Consider the following 15,828-nt stretch of genomic DNA (forward strand, 5'->3'; position numbering starts at 1 on the left):
TGCTTCACTCCGGGCGGTTTTGCTCCCATATGTGAGCCTCACGTCCGCAGCCGGCGAATCGCTTGCCGCAAGCGGACATAGCGGAAACCACGGTGAGGCATCCGATTGCAGACACAATCGCCTCGCGTCCGGTTTTCAATACGAAAAGTTACTCCTTCCGGAACGGACCGGGTGTTCCCGCTGATTCCGAGATTTGGTACGCGGAGAATTGCATGGCTTCTGCAGCGGAACAGCTCGCCTCGAACCTGAATTTCTCGACTTTCGCCAAGGCGGAAGATCTGAAGAAACGGCTTTGGTTCACGCTTGGTGCGCTTCTGGTTTACCGTCTTGGCACCTATATTCCGCTGCCCGGTCTTAACCCGGAAGCGTTTGCCCAGGCATTCCGCGGCCAGAGCGGCGGCATTCTCGGCCTCTTCAACATGTTTTCGGGCGGTGCAGTTGAGCGCATGGCGATCTTCGCGCTCGGCATCATGCCCTATATCTCTGCCTCGATCATTGTTCAGCTGATGACCTCGGTCGTTCCGGCTCTGGAACAGCTGAAGAAGGAAGGTGAGCAGGGACGCAAGATCATCAACCAGTACACCCGCTACGGCACGGTGCTTCTCGGCACGGCGCAGGCTTACGCCATCGCCGTCGGCCTCGAGAGCGGCAATGGCCTTGTGAACGATCCGGGCTGGTTCTTCCGCATTTCGACTGTCATTTCCCTGCTCGGCGGCACCATGTTCCTGATGTGGCTCGGTGAGCAGATCACCTCGCGCGGTATCGGCAACGGTATTTCGCTGATCATCTTCGCTGGTATTGTCGCGCACCTGCCGACGGCTCTCGCCGGTACGCTCGAACTCGGCCGCACCGGCGCGCTTTCGACGCCGCTGATCCTTGCGATCATCATCATGGTCGTTGCCGTCATCGCCCTTATCGTCTTTGTCGAACGGGCGCAGCGCCGACTTCTGATCCAGTATCCGAAGCGCCAGGTCGGCAACCGCATGTTCCAGGGCGACACCTCGCACCTACCGTTGAAGCTCAACACTTCGGGCGTCATCCCGGCAATCTTCGCATCCTCACTGCTGCTCTTGCCGGCAACGCTCGCGGGCTTTGCCAACACGGCGGCGCTGCCGGGCTGGGCCACCACCATCGTTGGCGCACTTGCTCACGGCAAGCCGCTCTACATGGTCCTCTACGGTGCGATGATTGCCTTCTTCGCCTTCTTCTACACGGCAATCGTCTTCAATCCGAAGGACACGGCCGACAATCTCAAGAAGCACGGCGGCTTCATTCCGGGCATTCGTCCGGGTGAGCGCACCGCGGAATACATCGATTACGTCCTGACGCGCATCACCGTCATCGGTGCGGTCTACCTGATCTTCGTCTGCATTCTGCCGGAAGTTCTGATTTCGCAGACCGGCGTGCCGTTCTACCTTGGTGGTACGTCGCTTTTGATTGTTGTCAGCGTGACCCTTGATACGGTAGCACAGATCCAGGGCCACCTCATCGCACAGCAATATGAGGGGCTGATCAAGAAGTCGAAGCTGCGCGGAGGAAAGAGGGGACGATGAGACTGATTTTTTTGGGACCGCCGGGCGCTGGCAAGGGGACGCAAGCCAAGCTTCTGACGGAGAGATACGGCATTCCGCAGCTTTCCACAGGCGATATGCTGCGGGCGGCCGTTGCCCAGGCGACTGAGGTCGGCAAGCGTGCCAAGGCCGTCATGGATGCCGGTCAGCTGGTATCCGATGAGATCGTCAACGAAATCGTGTCGGATCGCATCGACCAGCCGGATTGTGCAAAGGGTTTCATCCTTGATGGTTACCCGCGTACCGTTCCGCAGGCGATTGCGCTCGGCAAGATGCTCGAGGGCAAAGGTCTGAAGCTCGACGCAGTCATCGAGCTGAAGGTCGACGAGGCAGCCCTTGTAAAGCGGATGGAGAATCGCGTAGCGGAAACCATCGCTGCGGGAGGCACGGTCCGTTCGGACGACAATCCGGAGGCGTTCAAGCGCCGGCTGACCGAGTATCGTGAAAAGACCGCACCGTTGTCGGAGCATTATGCCGGTACGGGGCAGCTGAGAACGGTGGATGGCATGGCGGATGTGAACACCGTTACTGCCGAGATCGAGAAGATTCTGGCTTAGACACTGGTCTTTGCCGAAAAGGAACCGCCGGGGAGTTGACTTTTCCGGCCGATTCCGCCAAAGACAGCGCCAACTCGCGACATGAGAGCGATCGGCGCGGTCTTCAAAGAAAATGAAGTCCGAGTACGGTCGTTTTTGACGTGTCTCGAACCTCAATCAACGTGCGGCTCTTCGAGGTCGCGTAACGAAGCACCTATTGCCGGATGGCAACTGGAACGCAAGGAGAATAGACGTGGCACGTATCGCTGGCGTCAACATCCCGACGGCGAAGCGCGTAGTTATCGCGCTGACCTACATTCACGGGATCGGCCCGAAATTCGCACAGGAAATCATCGAGAAGGTCGGTATCCCGGCTGATCGTCGCGTGCATCAGCTGACGGACGCTGAAGTCCTGCAGATCCGCGAAGCGATCGACCGTGACTACCAGGTCGAAGGTGACCTGCGTCGCGAGACCTCGATGAACATCAAGCGCCTGATGGACCTCGGCTGCTACCGCGGCCTGCGTCACCGTCGTGGCCTGCCGGTTCGCGGTCAGCGCACCCACACCAACGCTCGCACCCGCAAGGGTCCGGCGAAGGCGATTGCCGGTAAGAAGAAGTAATTTCCCGAAAAGGGAGATTGGGAGGCTGGCGTCAAGCGCCGGCCTCCTTTTGCAGTTTGGAAAGGCGCTTGCCTGACCGCCGTCCGGTCCAATGACCGGGTGTGAAGTCCGCGGAGTGGATATCCTCTCGGCGGGAGAATGAAGATGCAGGGCAGGGGACGACAAATCCTTTTCCCGGTGGAGCCGCTGGAATTACGGCGGTGCAGAGATCTAAGAAAGGGATCCTATGGCCAAGGAAGCCACCCGCGTTCGCCGTCGCGAACGCAAGAACATCACGTCTGGCGTTGCTCACGTCAATTCGTCGTTCAACAACACCATGATCACCATCACCGACGCACAGGGCAACGCGATTGCCTGGTCGTCTGCCGGTGCCAAGGGTTTCAAGGGTTCGCGTAAGTCGACCCCGTTTGCCGCTCAGATCGCCGCTGAAGACTGCGCCAAGAAGGCTCAGGAACACGGCATGAAGTCGCTGGAAGTCGAAGTTTGCGGCCCGGGTTCCGGCCGTGAATCCGCTCTTCGCGCGCTGCAGGCTGCGGGCTTCATGATCACCTCGATCCGCGATGTGACCCCGATCCCGCACAACGGTTGCCGCCCGCGCAAGAAGCGCCGCGTCTGATCATTTGCGTTCAACATGCCGGTGAGGGGGCATCCGCTCTCTCCCGGTCTTCGGGGCTCGGTTGTCACGATTGGATGGTGGCAACGAACGGAAGGCAGAAAACATGATCCAGAAGAATTGGCAGGAACTGATCAAGCCGAACAAGGTGGAGTTCGTCTCCTCCGGCCGCACCAAGGCAACGCTGGTTGCGGAACCGCTTGAGCGCGGCTTCGGTCTGACCCTCGGCAACGCGCTTCGCCGCGTGCTTCTGTCGTCGCTGCGTGGTGCTGCTGTCACCGCAGTGCAGATCGACGGCGTCCTGCACGAGTTCTCCTCTATCCCGGGCGTCCGGGAAGATGTGACGGACATCGTGCTCAACATCAAGGAAATCGCCATCAAGATGGATGGCGACGACGCAAAGCGCATGGTTGTGCGCAAGCAGGGTCCGGGCGTTGTAACCGCCGGTGACATCCAGACGGTTGGCGATATCGAAATCCTCAACCCGAACCATGTGATCTGCACCCTCGACGAGGGCGCCGAGATCCGCATGGAGTTCACCGTCAACAACGGCAAGGGCTACGTGCCGGCTGATCGCAACCGTTCGGAAGATGCTCCGATCGGCCTGATCCCGGTCGACAGCCTGTACTCGCCGGTCAAGAAGGTGTCCTACAAGGTGGAAAACACCCGTGAAGGCCAGGTTCTTGACTACGACAAGCTGACGATGTCCATCGAGACGGACGGTTCCGTCACCGGTGAAGATGCGATCGCATTTGCGGCCCGCATCCTTCAGGACCAGCTGTCGGTTTTCGTCAACTTCGACGAGCCGCAGAAGGAAGCAGAGGAAGAGGCAGTCACCGAACTCGCCTTCAACCCGGCGCTTCTCAAGAAGGTCGACGAACTGGAACTTTCGGTCCGTTCGGCCAACTGCCTGAAGAACGACAACATCGTCTACATCGGCGACCTCATTCAGAAGACCGAAGCAGAAATGCTCCGCACGCCGAATTTTGGTCGCAAGTCGCTGAACGAAATCAAGGAAGTTCTCGCTTCCATGGGTCTGCACCTCGGCATGGAAGTGCCGTCCTGGCCGCCTGAGAACATCGAAGATCTCGCCAAGCGTTACGAAGACCAATACTAACCATTAGACTGCGGGCGGATGCCTGCAAGTGAAGGAGAATAGCCATGCGCCACGGTAAAGCCGGCCGCAAGCTGAATAGAACCGCCAGCCACCGCAAGGCGATGTTTGCCAACATGGCAGCTTCGCTGATCGAACACGAGCAGATCGTTACGACCCTGCCGAAGGCCAAGGAAATCCGCCCGATCGTCGAGAAGCTCGTCACGCTCGGCAAGCGCGGTGACCTGCACGCTCGCCGCCAGGCGATCTCGCAGATCCGCGACGCCGCTGTCGTTTCGAAGCTGTTCGACACGATTGCATCGCGCTACGCCACCCGCAACGGCGGCTACCTGCGCATCATGAAGGCCGGCTTCCGTCACGGCGACAACGCCGCGCTCGCCGTCATCGAATTCGTTGACCGCGACGTCTCGGCAAAGGGTGCGAAGGATCTCGCCCGCGTTGCCGCTGAAGCTGAAGCTGCTGAAGCAGCCTAAGCCGATCGAAGGCAGTGAAATCGAAATGGCCGGGTGTTCATCACCCGGCCATTTTTCTATGGGCGGTGGTTTGCACCATTTCAATGCTTGGTCGAGCGCTTGAGCGACCGAGTATCCGGCTGCTCCGAGCGAATGGGAAAATTACACTTTTCCTGGGATCGCCCTGGCCGGCGCGCTCGCCGTCTGACGTTTGCGACGGAGATAGGGTTTGCGCGCCAACCGCCAGAGAAGCAACGCGGCGACCAAGCCGAGATAGAGCATCTGCTCGGGGCCAACGACCTTCACCGACATGGCAAAATGCAGGGCGCCGGCGGCAGCAATCACGTAGGCGAGCCTGTGTAACGTGTTCCAGCGGGTGCCAAGCCTGCGGATCGACCAGGTGTTGGACGTCAACGCCAGCGGGATCAGCATGACGAGGGCCGCCATGCCGATGGTGATGAACGGACGGCGCGCGATGTCGGCGAGGATCGCCGGGACGTTCAGCACCTGATCGAGCAGCATGTAGGCCAGGAAGTGCATCAGCACGTAGTAGAATGCCAGCAGCCCGAGCGCCCGGCGGTAGCGTAGCCAGTTGATGCCGAAGAGATCGCGAATCGGGGTGATTGCCAACGTGGCCACGAGAAAGCGCAGCGCCCAGATCCCGAGCAGATGCTCGAATCCCTTGACCGGATTGCCGGGCAGTTGCCCGGTAGCGCCGAGATAGAAGGCAAACGCCGCCGGCACCAGGCCAAAGCCATAGAGCGCCCAGACCGAGGCCGAATGAAAGCGTTTCGGGAGTATGGGCAGGCCGGCCATCGTCAGTAGTTCGCTCTCAGATCCATGCTGGCATAGAGGCTGGCAACCTCGTCGGCATAGCCGTTGAAGGGCAGGGTGTCGCGACGGTTGGAGCCGAAGAAGCCTCCGCCCCCGATGCGGTTCTCCGTCGCCTGGCTCCAGCGCGGGTGATCGACGGCCGGGTTGACGTTGGCATAGAAGCCGTACTCGTTGGGGGCCGAGAGGTTCCAGGTGGAGGGCGGCTGCGCCTCGGTGAGCGAGATCCGCACGATCGACTTGATCCCCTTGAAGCCGTACTTCCAGGGGGTGACGAGCCGAATCGGTGCGCCATTCTGGTTGGGAAGCGTTTTGCCGTAGACGCCGACGGACAGCAGAGTGAGCGGGTGACGGGCTTCATCGAGCCTCAGTCCTTCGCGATAGGGCCAGGGCAACGGCTGAAAGAAGCCGGATTGGCCCGACATCTCCGCCGGGCGAACGACCGTTTCGAACGAGACATATTTGGCGCTGCCCAGCGGCTCCACCTTGTCGAGCAGGGTCGAAAGTTGGAAGCCGGTCCAGGGGATCACCATCGACCACGCCTCGACGCAGCGCATGCGATAGACGCGTTCCTCGATGGGGAACTTCAGCAGTTCCTCCAGCCCGAACTCCTTCGGTTTGCCGACGAGGCCATCGACCTTCACTGTCCAGGGGGTCGGCTTGAAGCCGCTCGAATTGGCGGCCGGATCGCCCTTGCCGGTCCCGAATTCATAGAAGTTGTTGTAGCCCGTGACGTCAGCTTCGGGGGTCAGGTCCTCGTCGACGACGTATTTGCCTTTTGGTGCGCTAAGCGCCGCCGCGATACCTGTGCCGCTTCCGGCAAGAAGGACGCCGCCGACCGCGGCGCCCAGGAATGCGCGGCGATTGATGAAGATGTTCTCCGGCGTGATTTCGGAGGAAACGATTCGTGGTGGACGGTAGGATGGCATGGTCTTATCCGAGAGTGGTTTATGAGCCTTGTCTTGTACGAACTCAGCAGACTTTCGATCACCGTGAAAGGGGTGCGGAACCACGTTTTCGTGCGTAGCGCGTGAAGCCGGCAACTTTGCGTATCCTGCGCCAACATTTGCCTTTTTTCGCGCGAAATCCTATCTGAACGTAGCCGTGACGAATAGGAGAATGCTTCACATGATCGTTGGTCAAAGAGCGCTTGTTGCGCTCGTCATTGCTGTGTCTCTTGCCTGTCCGGCATGGGCTGAGGAGGCCAAGACGGTTCCGCAGTCGCGCACCGAAATGCAGCTTTCCTTCGCGCCGCTCGTCAAGCAGACGGCAAATGCGGTCGTCAACGTCTACGCCGAACGCGTGGTCGAGCGCCGCTCGATCTTTTCCGGCGATCCCTTCTTTGAGGAGTTCTTTGGCCAACGCATGCCGAACCGCTCGGAAAAGCAATCGTCGCTCGGCTCCGGCGTGATCGTCGGCAAGAACGGCATCGTCGTGACCAACAATCACGTCATCGAGGGCGCCGACGACATCAAGGTGGCGCTGGCGGACGGGCGCGAATTTCCCTGCAAGATCGTGCTCAAGGATGACCGACTCGACCTGGCGGTGCTGAAGATCCAGTCGGAAGGCCCGTTCGAGATCGTCCCGCTCGGCGACTCGGATGCGGTCGAAGTCGGCGACCTCGTGCTGGCGATCGGCAACCCGTTCGGCGTCGGCCAGACGGTCACGAGCGGCATCGTCTCGGCTCTCGCGCGCAACCAGGTTTCTTCAGGGGATTTCGGCTTCTTTATCCAGACGGATGCGGCGATCAATCCGGGCAATTCCGGCGGCGGCCTCATCGACATGAACGGTCAATTGATCGGCATCAACACCGCGATCTTCTCCAAGGGTGGCGGCTCGAACGGCGTCGGCTTTGCTATCCCCGCCAATCTGGTAAAGGTCTTCGTCGCGTCCGCTGACGGCGGCAATGGCGCCTTCGTCCGTCCCTTCATCGGCGCAAGCTTCGAACCGGTGACCTCGGAAGTGGCCGAAGCCCTTGGCTTCAACCGCGCCCGCGGTGCGCTGGTGACGGCTGTCGTGGCGGGTGGCCCGGCCGAACTGGCAGGCATCAAGCCGGGGCAAGTGATCACCGCCGTCAACGGCATTGAAGTCGAACATCCTGATGCGCTCGGCTACCGCTTGACGACGGTCGGCATCGGCCACGAGGCGCGCGTTACCGTGTCGGAAAACGGTAAGCCGCGTGAGGTGATGCTCAGGCTCGATCGGGCGCCGGAGACCTCGCCGCGTGACGAACGGCTGATCGAAGGTCGCAATCCCTTCGCCGGCGCGGTCGTCGCCAATCTGTCGCCACGTCTAGCCGAGGAACTGCGCGTGTCGACTTCGCTCCAGGGCGTCGTCGTCATGCAGGTCAACCGCGGTTCGCCGGCAGCACGCATCGGCCTTGAGCCGAAGGACATCGTGCGCTCTGTCAACGGCACGGCGATCGACACGTCCAAGACGCTGGAGCATGTGATGGCCGACGACGCCTCCTTCTGGCGCGTCGAAATCGAGCGGGACGGCCAACTTATCCGTCAGTTCTTCCGATGAGCGATCTGTTTACAGCACACGAGCCTCCTGAGATGGCGTCCGCAAGACCGCTTGCCGACCGGCTTCGCCCGCGTACGCTCGCCGAAGTCACGGGCCAGGAGCACCTGACCGGGGATGATGGCGTGCTGTCGCGTATGATCGCGTCGGGTTCTCTCGGATCGATGATCTTCTGGGGACCGCCAGGCACCGGCAAGACGACCGTCGCGCGTCTGCTTTCGGGGGAGGCGGGACTCGCCTTCGAGCAGATCTCCGCCATCTTCTCCGGTGTTGCCGATCTCAAGAAGGTGTTCGAATCGGCGCGTGCACGGCGCATGTCCGGCCGGCAGACCCTGCTGTTCGTCGACGAGATCCACCGTTTCAATCGTGCCCAGCAGGATAGTTTCCTGCCCGTGATGGAGGATGGCACCGTCATCCTCGTCGGCGCCACGACCGAAAATCCGTCCTTCGAGCTCAACGCCGCTCTGTTGTCCCGCGCTCGCGTGCTGACGTTCAAGCCACACGGTGAGGACAGCATCCAGGAGCTTCTGTCCCGTGCCGAGCAGGCAGAAGGCAAGGCGTTGCCGCTTGATGCGGATGCACGCGCGAGCCTGATCCGCATGGCCGATGGCGATGGCCGTGCGGCGCTGACGCTGGCGGAAGAAGTCTGGCGCGCCGCGCGGCGCGACGAGATCTTCGATGCTGCAGCGCTTCAGAACATCGTCCAGCGCCGGGCGCCGGTCTACGACAAGGGCCAGGACGGCCACTACAATCTGATCTCGGCGCTGCACAAGTCGGTACGCGGTTCCGATCCGGATGCCGCGCTCTATTATCTCTGCCGCATGTTCGATGCGGGCGAGGATCCTCTTTATCTCGGGCGACGGCTTGTACGCATGGCGGTTGAAGATATCGGCCTTGCCGACCCTCAGGCCCTGGTGATCTGCAATGCCGCCAAGGACGCCTATGATTATCTGGGCTCGCCGGAGGGGGAATTGGCGCTTGCCGAAGCCTGTGTCTATCTGGCGACCGCGCCGAAGTCGAACGGGGTCTACACTGCCTACAAGGCGGCGATGCGCGCTGCCAAGGAGAACGGCTCGCTGCTGCCGCCGAAGCACATTCTCAACGCCCCGACCAAGCTGATGAAGGGCGAAGGCTACGGCGACGGTTATCGCTACGATCACGACGAGCCGGATGCCTTTTCCGGCCAGGACTATTTTCCGGAAAAGATGGGGCGCCAGACTTACTATGATCCGCCGGAGCGTGGTTTCGAGCGAGAAATCCGCAAGCGGCTGGAATGGTGGGCGAAACTCCGCCGGGAGCGCAATGCTCCCTAGAATGCCCAGAAAACTGTAAGACGGCCTTTCCTTGTGCTTGGCCCGGACGAAAACCCCGTCGTTTTCAAGGATTCAAGGAATGCGGCACGTGGCTTAGCCTTGCCACCGGTGCAAGGCTGATCTGCCCGTGGCTGCCTTGCCGTCGGAACCGGAGTGTGAGATAGAACCGGCATTGCAGACGGCTGCACGGTTCGCGAATTCGAAACCGAACATCCGCGGGGACGGCCTCGCTCCAGTATTAGGAGTTTGACATGGCCTGGTTCCTTCTTTTGGTTGCCGGTATCCTCGAAATCGGCTGGGCAATCGGTCTCAAATACACGGATGGCTTCACGCGCGTTACGCCGACGATCCTGACCGTCGGGTCGATGATCCTCAGCATCGCGCTGCTCGGCCTTGCCGTGCGCACCCTGCCGCTCGGCACGGCCTATGCGGTCTGGACGGGTATCGGTACGGTCGGTACCGTCATCCTCGGCATCTTCCTGTTTGCAGAGCCGGCGACCTTCGTCCGCCTCGGCTGCATCGCGCTCATCGTCAGCGGCATTGCCGGGCTGAAACTCGCCGCCTAACGCAGCGTAATACACTAACGTGGCGTTAGGTAAGCAGGGCGATCTTGCTCTGAAGCCGTAACCATAATTGCAAACGAAGCGGGCTGCTCGTCATGAAGGACGCGCAGCCCGCAATCGTATTCAGAGATGTTTCGCTGTCTCCGTTTACCGCAAGGCGTCCAGAACCGCAGCAGTCGCCAGCATTTCCTGCCAGCGGTTTTCGCGGCGGCGGAAGGCTTCCTCGTCGGTTCCCCAATGCTCGATCTGCCAGTCTTCGTCGACATGCGCGGCCGTCCAGGCCTCTTCGGCCGTGAACCTGCCGGAGGCGAAGGCAAGCGCCAGCAGGGCCGAACCCGTCAGGCTGGTCACCGTATGAACGCAGGTGAGCCCGAGCGGAGTGGCGAAAGCGCGCAGGCCCTCGGCATAGGCCGAAAGGGCTTCCTCCGGCTGCTCCTGATGGATCACGCCTTCGGCGAGGATGAAGCGGGCGCCAAGCGTTTGCCGCGCCCAGTCGAGCACCGGGTTCCAGATCTCGTTCTGGCGTGCGACCAGGCCTTCCGGGCTGTCGGCGCGATAGCAGATCATGTCGGTTCCGGCGAAGCGCAGGATGTCGTCGAACACCGAGCGCTGGTCTTTCGCAACACCATCGAGCGCCGTGTTGACGATGCGGGTGACCGGCATTCGGGCGGGATCGATGACCTCGGCCTGTGCCTCCCATTCGGCGGCCAGCATATCGGCAAGCTTGCGTGTCGGCACGGCAAGCGGTTGCTTTGCTGGCGTGCGCACCGTGCGGCCGTCGAGCAGCACGGCGTGGGTGTCGCCTTCCGCCGCAGCGACGCTGACCGCCTTGTAGAAGCGCTTCGGCAGCGGCTTCAGCATCTGAATCTGTGCGCGGCGGACCGGATCCTCGTGGCTCATCGCACCGCTGAGCTCGTCGCGAATATCAGGCATGATTGTGTTCCATCCATTCAATGATGTCTGCCGGCGTCTGCGCAACGAAATCGGCACCCGCCTCGATGAGATCGGGAACGGACGCATAGCCCCAGGCTACGCCGATGGCGGCGGCTCCCGCGGCCTTGGCCATTTGCATGTCGTAGATCGCGTCGCCGATGACGACCGTATCCTTCGCATCGATGCCCGCTTCCGAACAGCACTCCGTCACCATCGCCGGGTGCGGCTTGGAAGGGCAGTCGTCGGCGGTGCGCGAAACGAAGAAGATATTGTCGAAACCGTGGGTTTCGGAGATGTGAGTGAGGCCGCGCCGAGACTTGCCGGTGACGGCGCCGATCAGCAGCGCGTCCCGCGACGAGAGCGTCTGCATCATGTCGGCGATGCCCGGAAACAAAAGCTCCTGGAAGCCGGCTTCGCTGCGCACGCCTGCGAAGATCGACTTGTAGTGCGCAGTCATCGCCAGTGCCAGGTCGTCGACGTGCTCGCGGCCAAGCAGGCGGGCAATGGCGATGTCGAGTGTCAGGCCGATGATGCCCTTGGTTGCTGAAAGCGGCGGGCGCTCGCGATCGAATGCCTCGAAGGTGCGCGCCATCACCTCATGGATCAGCCCGCCGCTATCGACCAGCGTCCCGTCGCAATCGAAAAGCGCCAGTTTCATCAGTCGTCCTCGCCCGGCTCGTTCTCTTCAAAGCCCAGTAGGTTCCAGCTTTGGACCATGTGCGGCGGCAGCGGCGCGGTCACGCGCAGGCGACCGCCGTCCGGATGCGGGATATCGATATGGCGCGCGTGCAGATGCAGACGGTTCTGCATGCCGCCGGGCAGGCTCCAGTTGATATCGGCGTCGAAATACTTCGGGTCGCCGAGGATCGGGTGACCGATATGCAAGGCATGCACGCGCAACTGATGGGTACGGCCGGTATAGGGCTCCATCTCGAGCCAGGCGAGGTTCTGTGCCGCTTGCTCACGAATTCGGTAGTAGGAAATCGCGTGGTCGGCACCGTCCTCGCCATGCTTGGCGATGCGCATGCGGTCGCCGTCCGGCGTCTGTTCTTTGACCAGCCAGGTCGAGATCCGGTCTTCGCGCTTGCGCGGCACGCCTTTCACCAGCGCCCAATAGGTCTTCTTGGTGTCGCGCTCTCGGAAGGCGGCCGTCAGCTTCTGGGCGGCGCCACGCGTACGGGCAATGACCAGAACACCTGAGGTGTCACGGTCGAGGCGGTGCACCAGACGGGGCTTTTCGCCACGCTGATTGGTCCAGGCCTCGAGCATCTTGTCGATGTGACGGTTGACGCCGGAGCCGCCTTGCACGGCAAGCCCGGCCGGCTTGTTCAGCACGATCACCTTCGCGTCCTCATGCAGCACCATCCGCGACAGCAATTCTCCGTCGGGCGAGTGGCGAAGGTCGCGGCCGGCGATCGGGCCTGTCTTCGTCTCCTTCGCATCGACGCCAAGGGGAGGGATGCGCACCGTCTGGCCCGGCTGTAGGCGCGTGTCGGACTTGACGCGGCCGCCGTCGACACGGATCTGGCCCGAACGCAAAAGCTTCTGCAGCGGACCGAAACCCAGCCCCGGAAAATGCACTTTGAACCAGCGGTCAAGGCGCATGCCTGCCTCGTCACCGTCCACTTGCCTGTGTTCTATGCCTGCCATTTGAGCGAACCTGCTTTCTGTTCCTGCAGCGTCGCGCGTCAATCTGAAGCTCTTACGTTGGGATGGACGTAAGAAAACGCTTCAGGTGCGCAAGGGCTGCCGCAATCCTTTAACGGCTGCATGACAATGCCCCTGAAGCGATGACGGTTGAAGAGCAATGCAGCAACGCACCGCGTTTCCCTCAGGCTACGCAGCGCTCGTAGAAGCAGCCTTTAGACTATTGCGCGCATCAGAGCCAGCCCGCTGAAGACCGCAAGGAGCGAAAGCGCGACGCTGGCAACGACATAGATGACGGAAAGCATGACATCACCACGCTCGAAGAGCGTGATCGCATCCAGCGAAAAGGCGGAAAAGGTGGTGTAGCCGCCGAGAACCCCGGTGATGAGGAACACGCGCATTTCCGGCGACGCGCCAAACTTGCGCATGATCGCCTCTGCCAGCACGCCGATCAGGAACGAGCCGGTGATATTGACGCCGAGTGTGCCCCACGGGAAGCCCGCCCCGAGGCGATGGACGGTCCAGAGGCCGACAAGGTAGCGCAAGATCGAGCCGATCGCGCCGCCGGCTCCAACGAGAAGGAGGTGGGTCATCAGTCGCTCCGGGACAAAATCGGCCTAGGCCAGCCGTACGGCATGCCACTTCAGGTGATCGTCCATGAAGGTGGAGATGAAGTAGTAGGAGTGGTCGTAGCGCTCATGCATGCGCAGCGTCAGATCGATGCCGGTTCCCTTGACCGCATCCTCGAACAGCCACGGGCGCAGGCCGTTTTCGAGAAAGCTGTCCGCCTTGCCCTGGTCGATCAGAAATTCCGGGAAGCGCGCACCGTCCTTGACGAGGGCGCAGGCATCATATTGGCGCCAGGCGGCGCGGTCTGTGCCGAGATACTTTTCGAAGGCGCCGACCGACCAGTCGGCGGTCGAGGGCTCGACGATCGGCGCGAAAGCCGAGCAGCTCTTGAAGCGATCCGGGTGTTTGAGCGCAATGGTCATGGCGCCGTGGCCGCCCATGGAATGGCCGAAAATGCCCTGGCGGCTCATGTCCATGCGGAAGTGCTGGCTGACGAAAGCGGGCAGTTCTTCGGTGATGTAGCTGTACATCTGGTAGTGCTCGGCCCAGGGCTTCTCGGTGGCGTCGACATAGAAACCCGCGCCCTTGCCCATCTGCCAGTTCGTCAGTTCGTCTGGCACGTCGGCGCCGCGCGGGCTGGTGTCGGGGCAAACGATGATAAGCCCGAGTTCGGCGGCCATGCGCCGGTATTCGCCTTTCTCCATGACGTTCGCGTGCGTGCAGGTGAGGCCGGACAAGTACCAGAGCACTGGTCTCGGTTCCTTGATCGCCTGCGGCGGCACGAAGACGGCAAAGGTCATCTCGCCCTTGCAAGCCTCGGAATCGTGCGAAAAGACGCCCTGCATGCCGCCGAAAGCGGTGTGTTGCGAGAGGACCTTCATGAAATGCTCCTTGGGTAATGATGCTCAGCCGGCAAGCTGCACGGCCGCGTTGACGGCGGCGGCGACGAGCACGGTGTTGAAGAAGAAAGAAACGACGGCATGCATCAGATTGATGCGCCGCATGGCTGTTGTGGTGATGGCGACGTCTGAGGTCTGCGCGGTCATACCGATGACGAAGGAAAAGTAGAGGAAATCAAAACCGCCGGGCTCGGGTGTCTCGGGAAAGTCGAGGCCACGTGCAGGCTCCGGCGTCTTCGCATCCGCGGAAGGCACCCAGTATATGTGCGCATAATGCATCGCGGCCATCATATGGATCGTCGCCCAGCCGAGCACGACCGAGGCAAAGGCGAGGCCGAGCGCGAGTGCGGATCCTGTTTGCTGGGCGTTGAGCGCAAAGAACAGAGAGATGAGCGAGCTCGCAGCCGCACCGAATGTCACGAGGAGGATAACGAACTCGGGCTCGTCGGTGTTTCTGGCATGGGTCTTCAGGTGCCGCCCGGTCATCATCCGCAATCGCCGCCAGCACATGACGAGATAGACGCAGAAGAAGGTGATCGCAGCGCCTTCAAGTGCGAAGCGTCGCGCAACGAACCAGAGGACGGGCACGCTTGCGAGCGCGCATAGAATGGCGGTGTAGAAGGGCCAGTGCCTGAGCTTCGTCGTCGTCGCTGTCATCCAGATACCCCTGCGATCTGCAGCGGAAGCGGCTGCCGCACCGTCACTTTTTCGCCTGCCGTGCGAGTCGGTCAAGCGTTTCGAGGAAGGCGGATCGATCGCGCGGCGTGAAGGCGGCGTTGTAGCCCTTGCTCTCGCCGGTTTCACGCAAATGCTGCCCAAGATCGCGCATCGCCGAAGCCATGCCGATATTGCCCTTGTCGAAGATGCGTCCGGAAGGGCCGGTAACCAACGCGCCGGCAGCAACGCAACGCACGGCCAGCGGTACATCGGCGGTGACGACAACATCGCCCTCCTGCGCCCGTTCCGCGATCCAGTTGTCGGCCGCATCGAAACCCGCCGAGACGATGACGTTGTGTACCGTCGGGTCGCGCGAGGGGCGCAGGCCGGAATTGGCGACGAAAGTCACCTCTATTCCATGGCGTTCGGCCACCTTCAGGATTTCCGCCTTCACCGGGCAGGCATCGGCATCGACATAGATCATCTTGAATCAGTTTCTCAACGGGACTGAAAAGGCGCCGGAAATCAATCGACTCCGACGCCGTTCTGAATTGGATTGTGAAGCAATTCCAGGAAAAGTGCGAAGCGGTTTTCCGTCCGGAATTGCGTCGTTCAGGTTGTGAAGCAATTCCAGGAAAAGTGCGAAGCGATTTTCCCGGAATTGCGCCATTGCCAGCTTAGCTTAGTAAAGAACGACCGAACGGATGCTTTCGCCGGAATGCATCAGCTCGAAGCCCTTGTTGATGTCTTCGAGGGCCATGGTGTGGGTGATCATCGGATCGATCTCGATCTTGCCCTCCATGTACCAGTCGACGATCTTCGGCACGTCGGTGCGGCCACGCGCGCCGCCGAAGGCCGTGCCCATCCAGCTGCGGCCGGTGACGAGCTGGAACGGCCGGGTGGAGATCTCCTGGCCGGCGCCGGCGACGCCGATGACGACGGACTTGCCCCAGCCGCGATGCGAGGCTTCGAGCGCCTGGCGCA

At 61.4% G+C, this 15,828-nt stretch carries 18 protein-coding genes and 1 pseudogene; 9 read left to right on the plus strand and 10 right to left on the minus strand.

Annotation, left to right across the window (positions count from 1 at the left end; translation table 11 throughout):
- The first annotated feature begins 212 nt into the window (after positions 1-212).
- The 6 genes from secY to rplQ all read left to right on the plus strand — a co-directional run bounded on the left by secY (position 213) and on the right by rplQ (position 4,929).
- The gene (secY, locus tag IB265_RS06935; protein WP_058324770.1) at positions 213-1,553 is read left to right on the plus strand and encodes a preprotein translocase subunit SecY; all 1,341 of its coding nucleotides are present in this window, start codon (positions 213-215) and stop codon (positions 1,551-1,553) included.
- Entirely contained in the window at positions 1,550-2,128 is a 579-nt protein-coding gene (locus tag IB265_RS06940; RefSeq protein WP_057255584.1) for an adenylate kinase, read from the plus strand. Before secY ends, IB265_RS06940 begins: the two co-directional genes overlap by 4 nt.
- A 232-nt stretch (positions 2,129-2,360) precedes the next feature.
- Positions 2,361-2,729, plus strand: coding sequence for a 30S ribosomal protein S13 (rpsM, locus tag IB265_RS06945; protein WP_058329561.1), 369 nt, complete (start codon positions 2,361-2,363; stop codon positions 2,727-2,729).
- Positions 2,730-2,955: 226 nt separating this feature from the next.
- Positions 2,956-3,345, plus strand: coding sequence for a 30S ribosomal protein S11 (gene rpsK, locus IB265_RS06950; protein WP_003536496.1), 390 nt, complete (start codon positions 2,956-2,958; stop codon positions 3,343-3,345).
- A gap of 103 nt (positions 3,346-3,448) precedes the next feature.
- Positions 3,449-4,459, plus strand: coding sequence for a DNA-directed RNA polymerase subunit alpha (locus IB265_RS06955; protein WP_034795592.1), 1,011 nt, complete (start codon positions 3,449-3,451; stop codon positions 4,457-4,459).
- 44 nt (positions 4,460-4,503) lie between these two features.
- A complete protein-coding gene (gene rplQ / locus IB265_RS06960) occupies positions 4,504-4,929 on the plus strand; it encodes a 50S ribosomal protein L17 (protein ID WP_057255585.1) in 426 nt (141 codons plus the stop codon).
- A gap of 141 nt (positions 4,930-5,070) precedes the next feature.
- On the opposite strand, the gene msrQ is transcribed toward rplQ, so the two are convergent.
- Both msrQ and msrP read right to left on the minus strand, forming a co-directional pair.
- On the minus strand, positions 5,071-5,724 hold the full coding sequence (gene msrQ / locus IB265_RS06965; protein ID WP_110878293.1) for a protein-methionine-sulfoxide reductase heme-binding subunit MsrQ: 654 nt from the start codon (positions 5,722-5,724) through the stop codon (positions 5,071-5,073).
- Between the two features lie 2 nt (positions 5,725-5,726).
- The gene (gene msrP, locus IB265_RS06970; protein ID WP_110878294.1) at positions 5,727-6,668 is read right to left on the minus strand and encodes a protein-methionine-sulfoxide reductase catalytic subunit MsrP; all 942 of its coding nucleotides are present in this window, start codon (positions 6,666-6,668) and stop codon (positions 5,727-5,729) included.
- 199 nt (positions 6,669-6,867) lie between these two features.
- Here msrP and IB265_RS06975 point away from each other — a divergent pair, with 199 nt between their 5' ends.
- The 3 genes from IB265_RS06975 (at position 6,868) to sugE (ending at position 10,141) form a co-directional block, all read left to right on the plus strand.
- Positions 6,868-8,265 carry a DegQ family serine endoprotease gene (locus IB265_RS06975; protein WP_110878295.1) on the plus strand — a complete coding sequence of 466 codons (1,398 nt, stop codon included), beginning with the start codon at positions 6,868-6,870 and terminating at the stop codon, positions 8,263-8,265.
- Positions 8,262-9,575 carry a replication-associated recombination protein A gene (locus tag IB265_RS06980; RefSeq protein WP_058324766.1) on the plus strand — a complete coding sequence of 438 codons (1,314 nt, stop codon included), beginning with the start codon at positions 8,262-8,264 and terminating at the stop codon, positions 9,573-9,575. The genes IB265_RS06975 and IB265_RS06980 overlap by 4 nt, the downstream gene beginning before the upstream one ends.
- A gap of 251 nt (positions 9,576-9,826) precedes the next feature.
- Positions 9,827-10,141 (plus strand): quaternary ammonium compound efflux SMR transporter SugE, encoded by a 315-nt coding sequence (gene sugE / locus IB265_RS06985; RefSeq protein ID WP_093232347.1) that lies wholly within the window; start codon positions 9,827-9,829, stop codon positions 10,139-10,141.
- Between the two features lie 144 nt (positions 10,142-10,285).
- On the opposite strand, the gene IB265_RS06990 is transcribed toward sugE, so the two are convergent.
- The 8 genes and pseudogenes from IB265_RS06990 to IB265_RS07025 form a co-directional block, all read right to left on the minus strand.
- On the minus strand, positions 10,286-11,071 hold the full coding sequence (locus IB265_RS06990) for an ATP12 family chaperone protein (protein WP_093232348.1): 786 nt from the start codon (positions 11,069-11,071) through the stop codon (positions 10,286-10,288).
- Complete coding sequence (locus IB265_RS06995; protein WP_058329557.1) at positions 11,064-11,729, minus strand: HAD-IA family hydrolase; 666 nt, start codon at positions 11,727-11,729, stop codon at positions 11,064-11,066. The genes IB265_RS06990 and IB265_RS06995 overlap by 8 nt, the downstream gene beginning before the upstream one ends.
- Positions 11,729-12,721, minus strand: a complete 993-nt coding sequence (locus tag IB265_RS07000) for an RluA family pseudouridine synthase (RefSeq protein ID WP_057255592.1) — start codon at positions 12,719-12,721, stop codon at positions 11,729-11,731. Before IB265_RS07000 ends, IB265_RS06995 begins: the two co-directional genes overlap by 1 nt.
- A 212-nt stretch (positions 12,722-12,933) precedes the next feature.
- Positions 12,934-13,311, minus strand: coding sequence for a fluoride efflux transporter CrcB (gene crcB / locus IB265_RS07005; protein ID WP_058329555.1), 378 nt, complete (start codon positions 13,309-13,311; stop codon positions 12,934-12,936).
- Positions 13,312-13,335: 24 nt separating this feature from the next.
- On the minus strand, positions 13,336-14,169 hold the full coding sequence (gene fghA / locus IB265_RS07010) for an S-formylglutathione hydrolase (protein ID WP_113737751.1): 834 nt from the start codon (positions 14,167-14,169) through the stop codon (positions 13,336-13,338).
- A 24-nt stretch (positions 14,170-14,193) separates the two neighbouring features.
- On the minus strand, positions 14,194-14,844 hold the full coding sequence (locus IB265_RS07015; protein WP_058329553.1) for a DUF1345 domain-containing protein: 651 nt from the start codon (positions 14,842-14,844) through the stop codon (positions 14,194-14,196).
- A 43-nt stretch (positions 14,845-14,887) separates the two neighbouring features.
- Positions 14,888-15,328 carry a YaiI/YqxD family protein gene (locus IB265_RS07020; RefSeq protein ID WP_113478810.1) on the minus strand — a complete coding sequence of 147 codons (441 nt, stop codon included), beginning with the start codon at positions 15,326-15,328 and terminating at the stop codon, positions 14,888-14,890.
- A gap of 198 nt (positions 15,329-15,526) precedes the next feature.
- Positions 15,527-15,828: pseudogene (locus IB265_RS07025) on the minus strand (S-(hydroxymethyl)glutathione dehydrogenase); the annotation flags it as partial.

Origin of the sequence: Ensifer sp. ENS10 (genome assembly GCF_014852025.1) — a bacterium.
In the GTDB taxonomy this organism is placed as follows: domain Bacteria; phylum Pseudomonadota; class Alphaproteobacteria; order Rhizobiales; family Rhizobiaceae; genus Ensifer.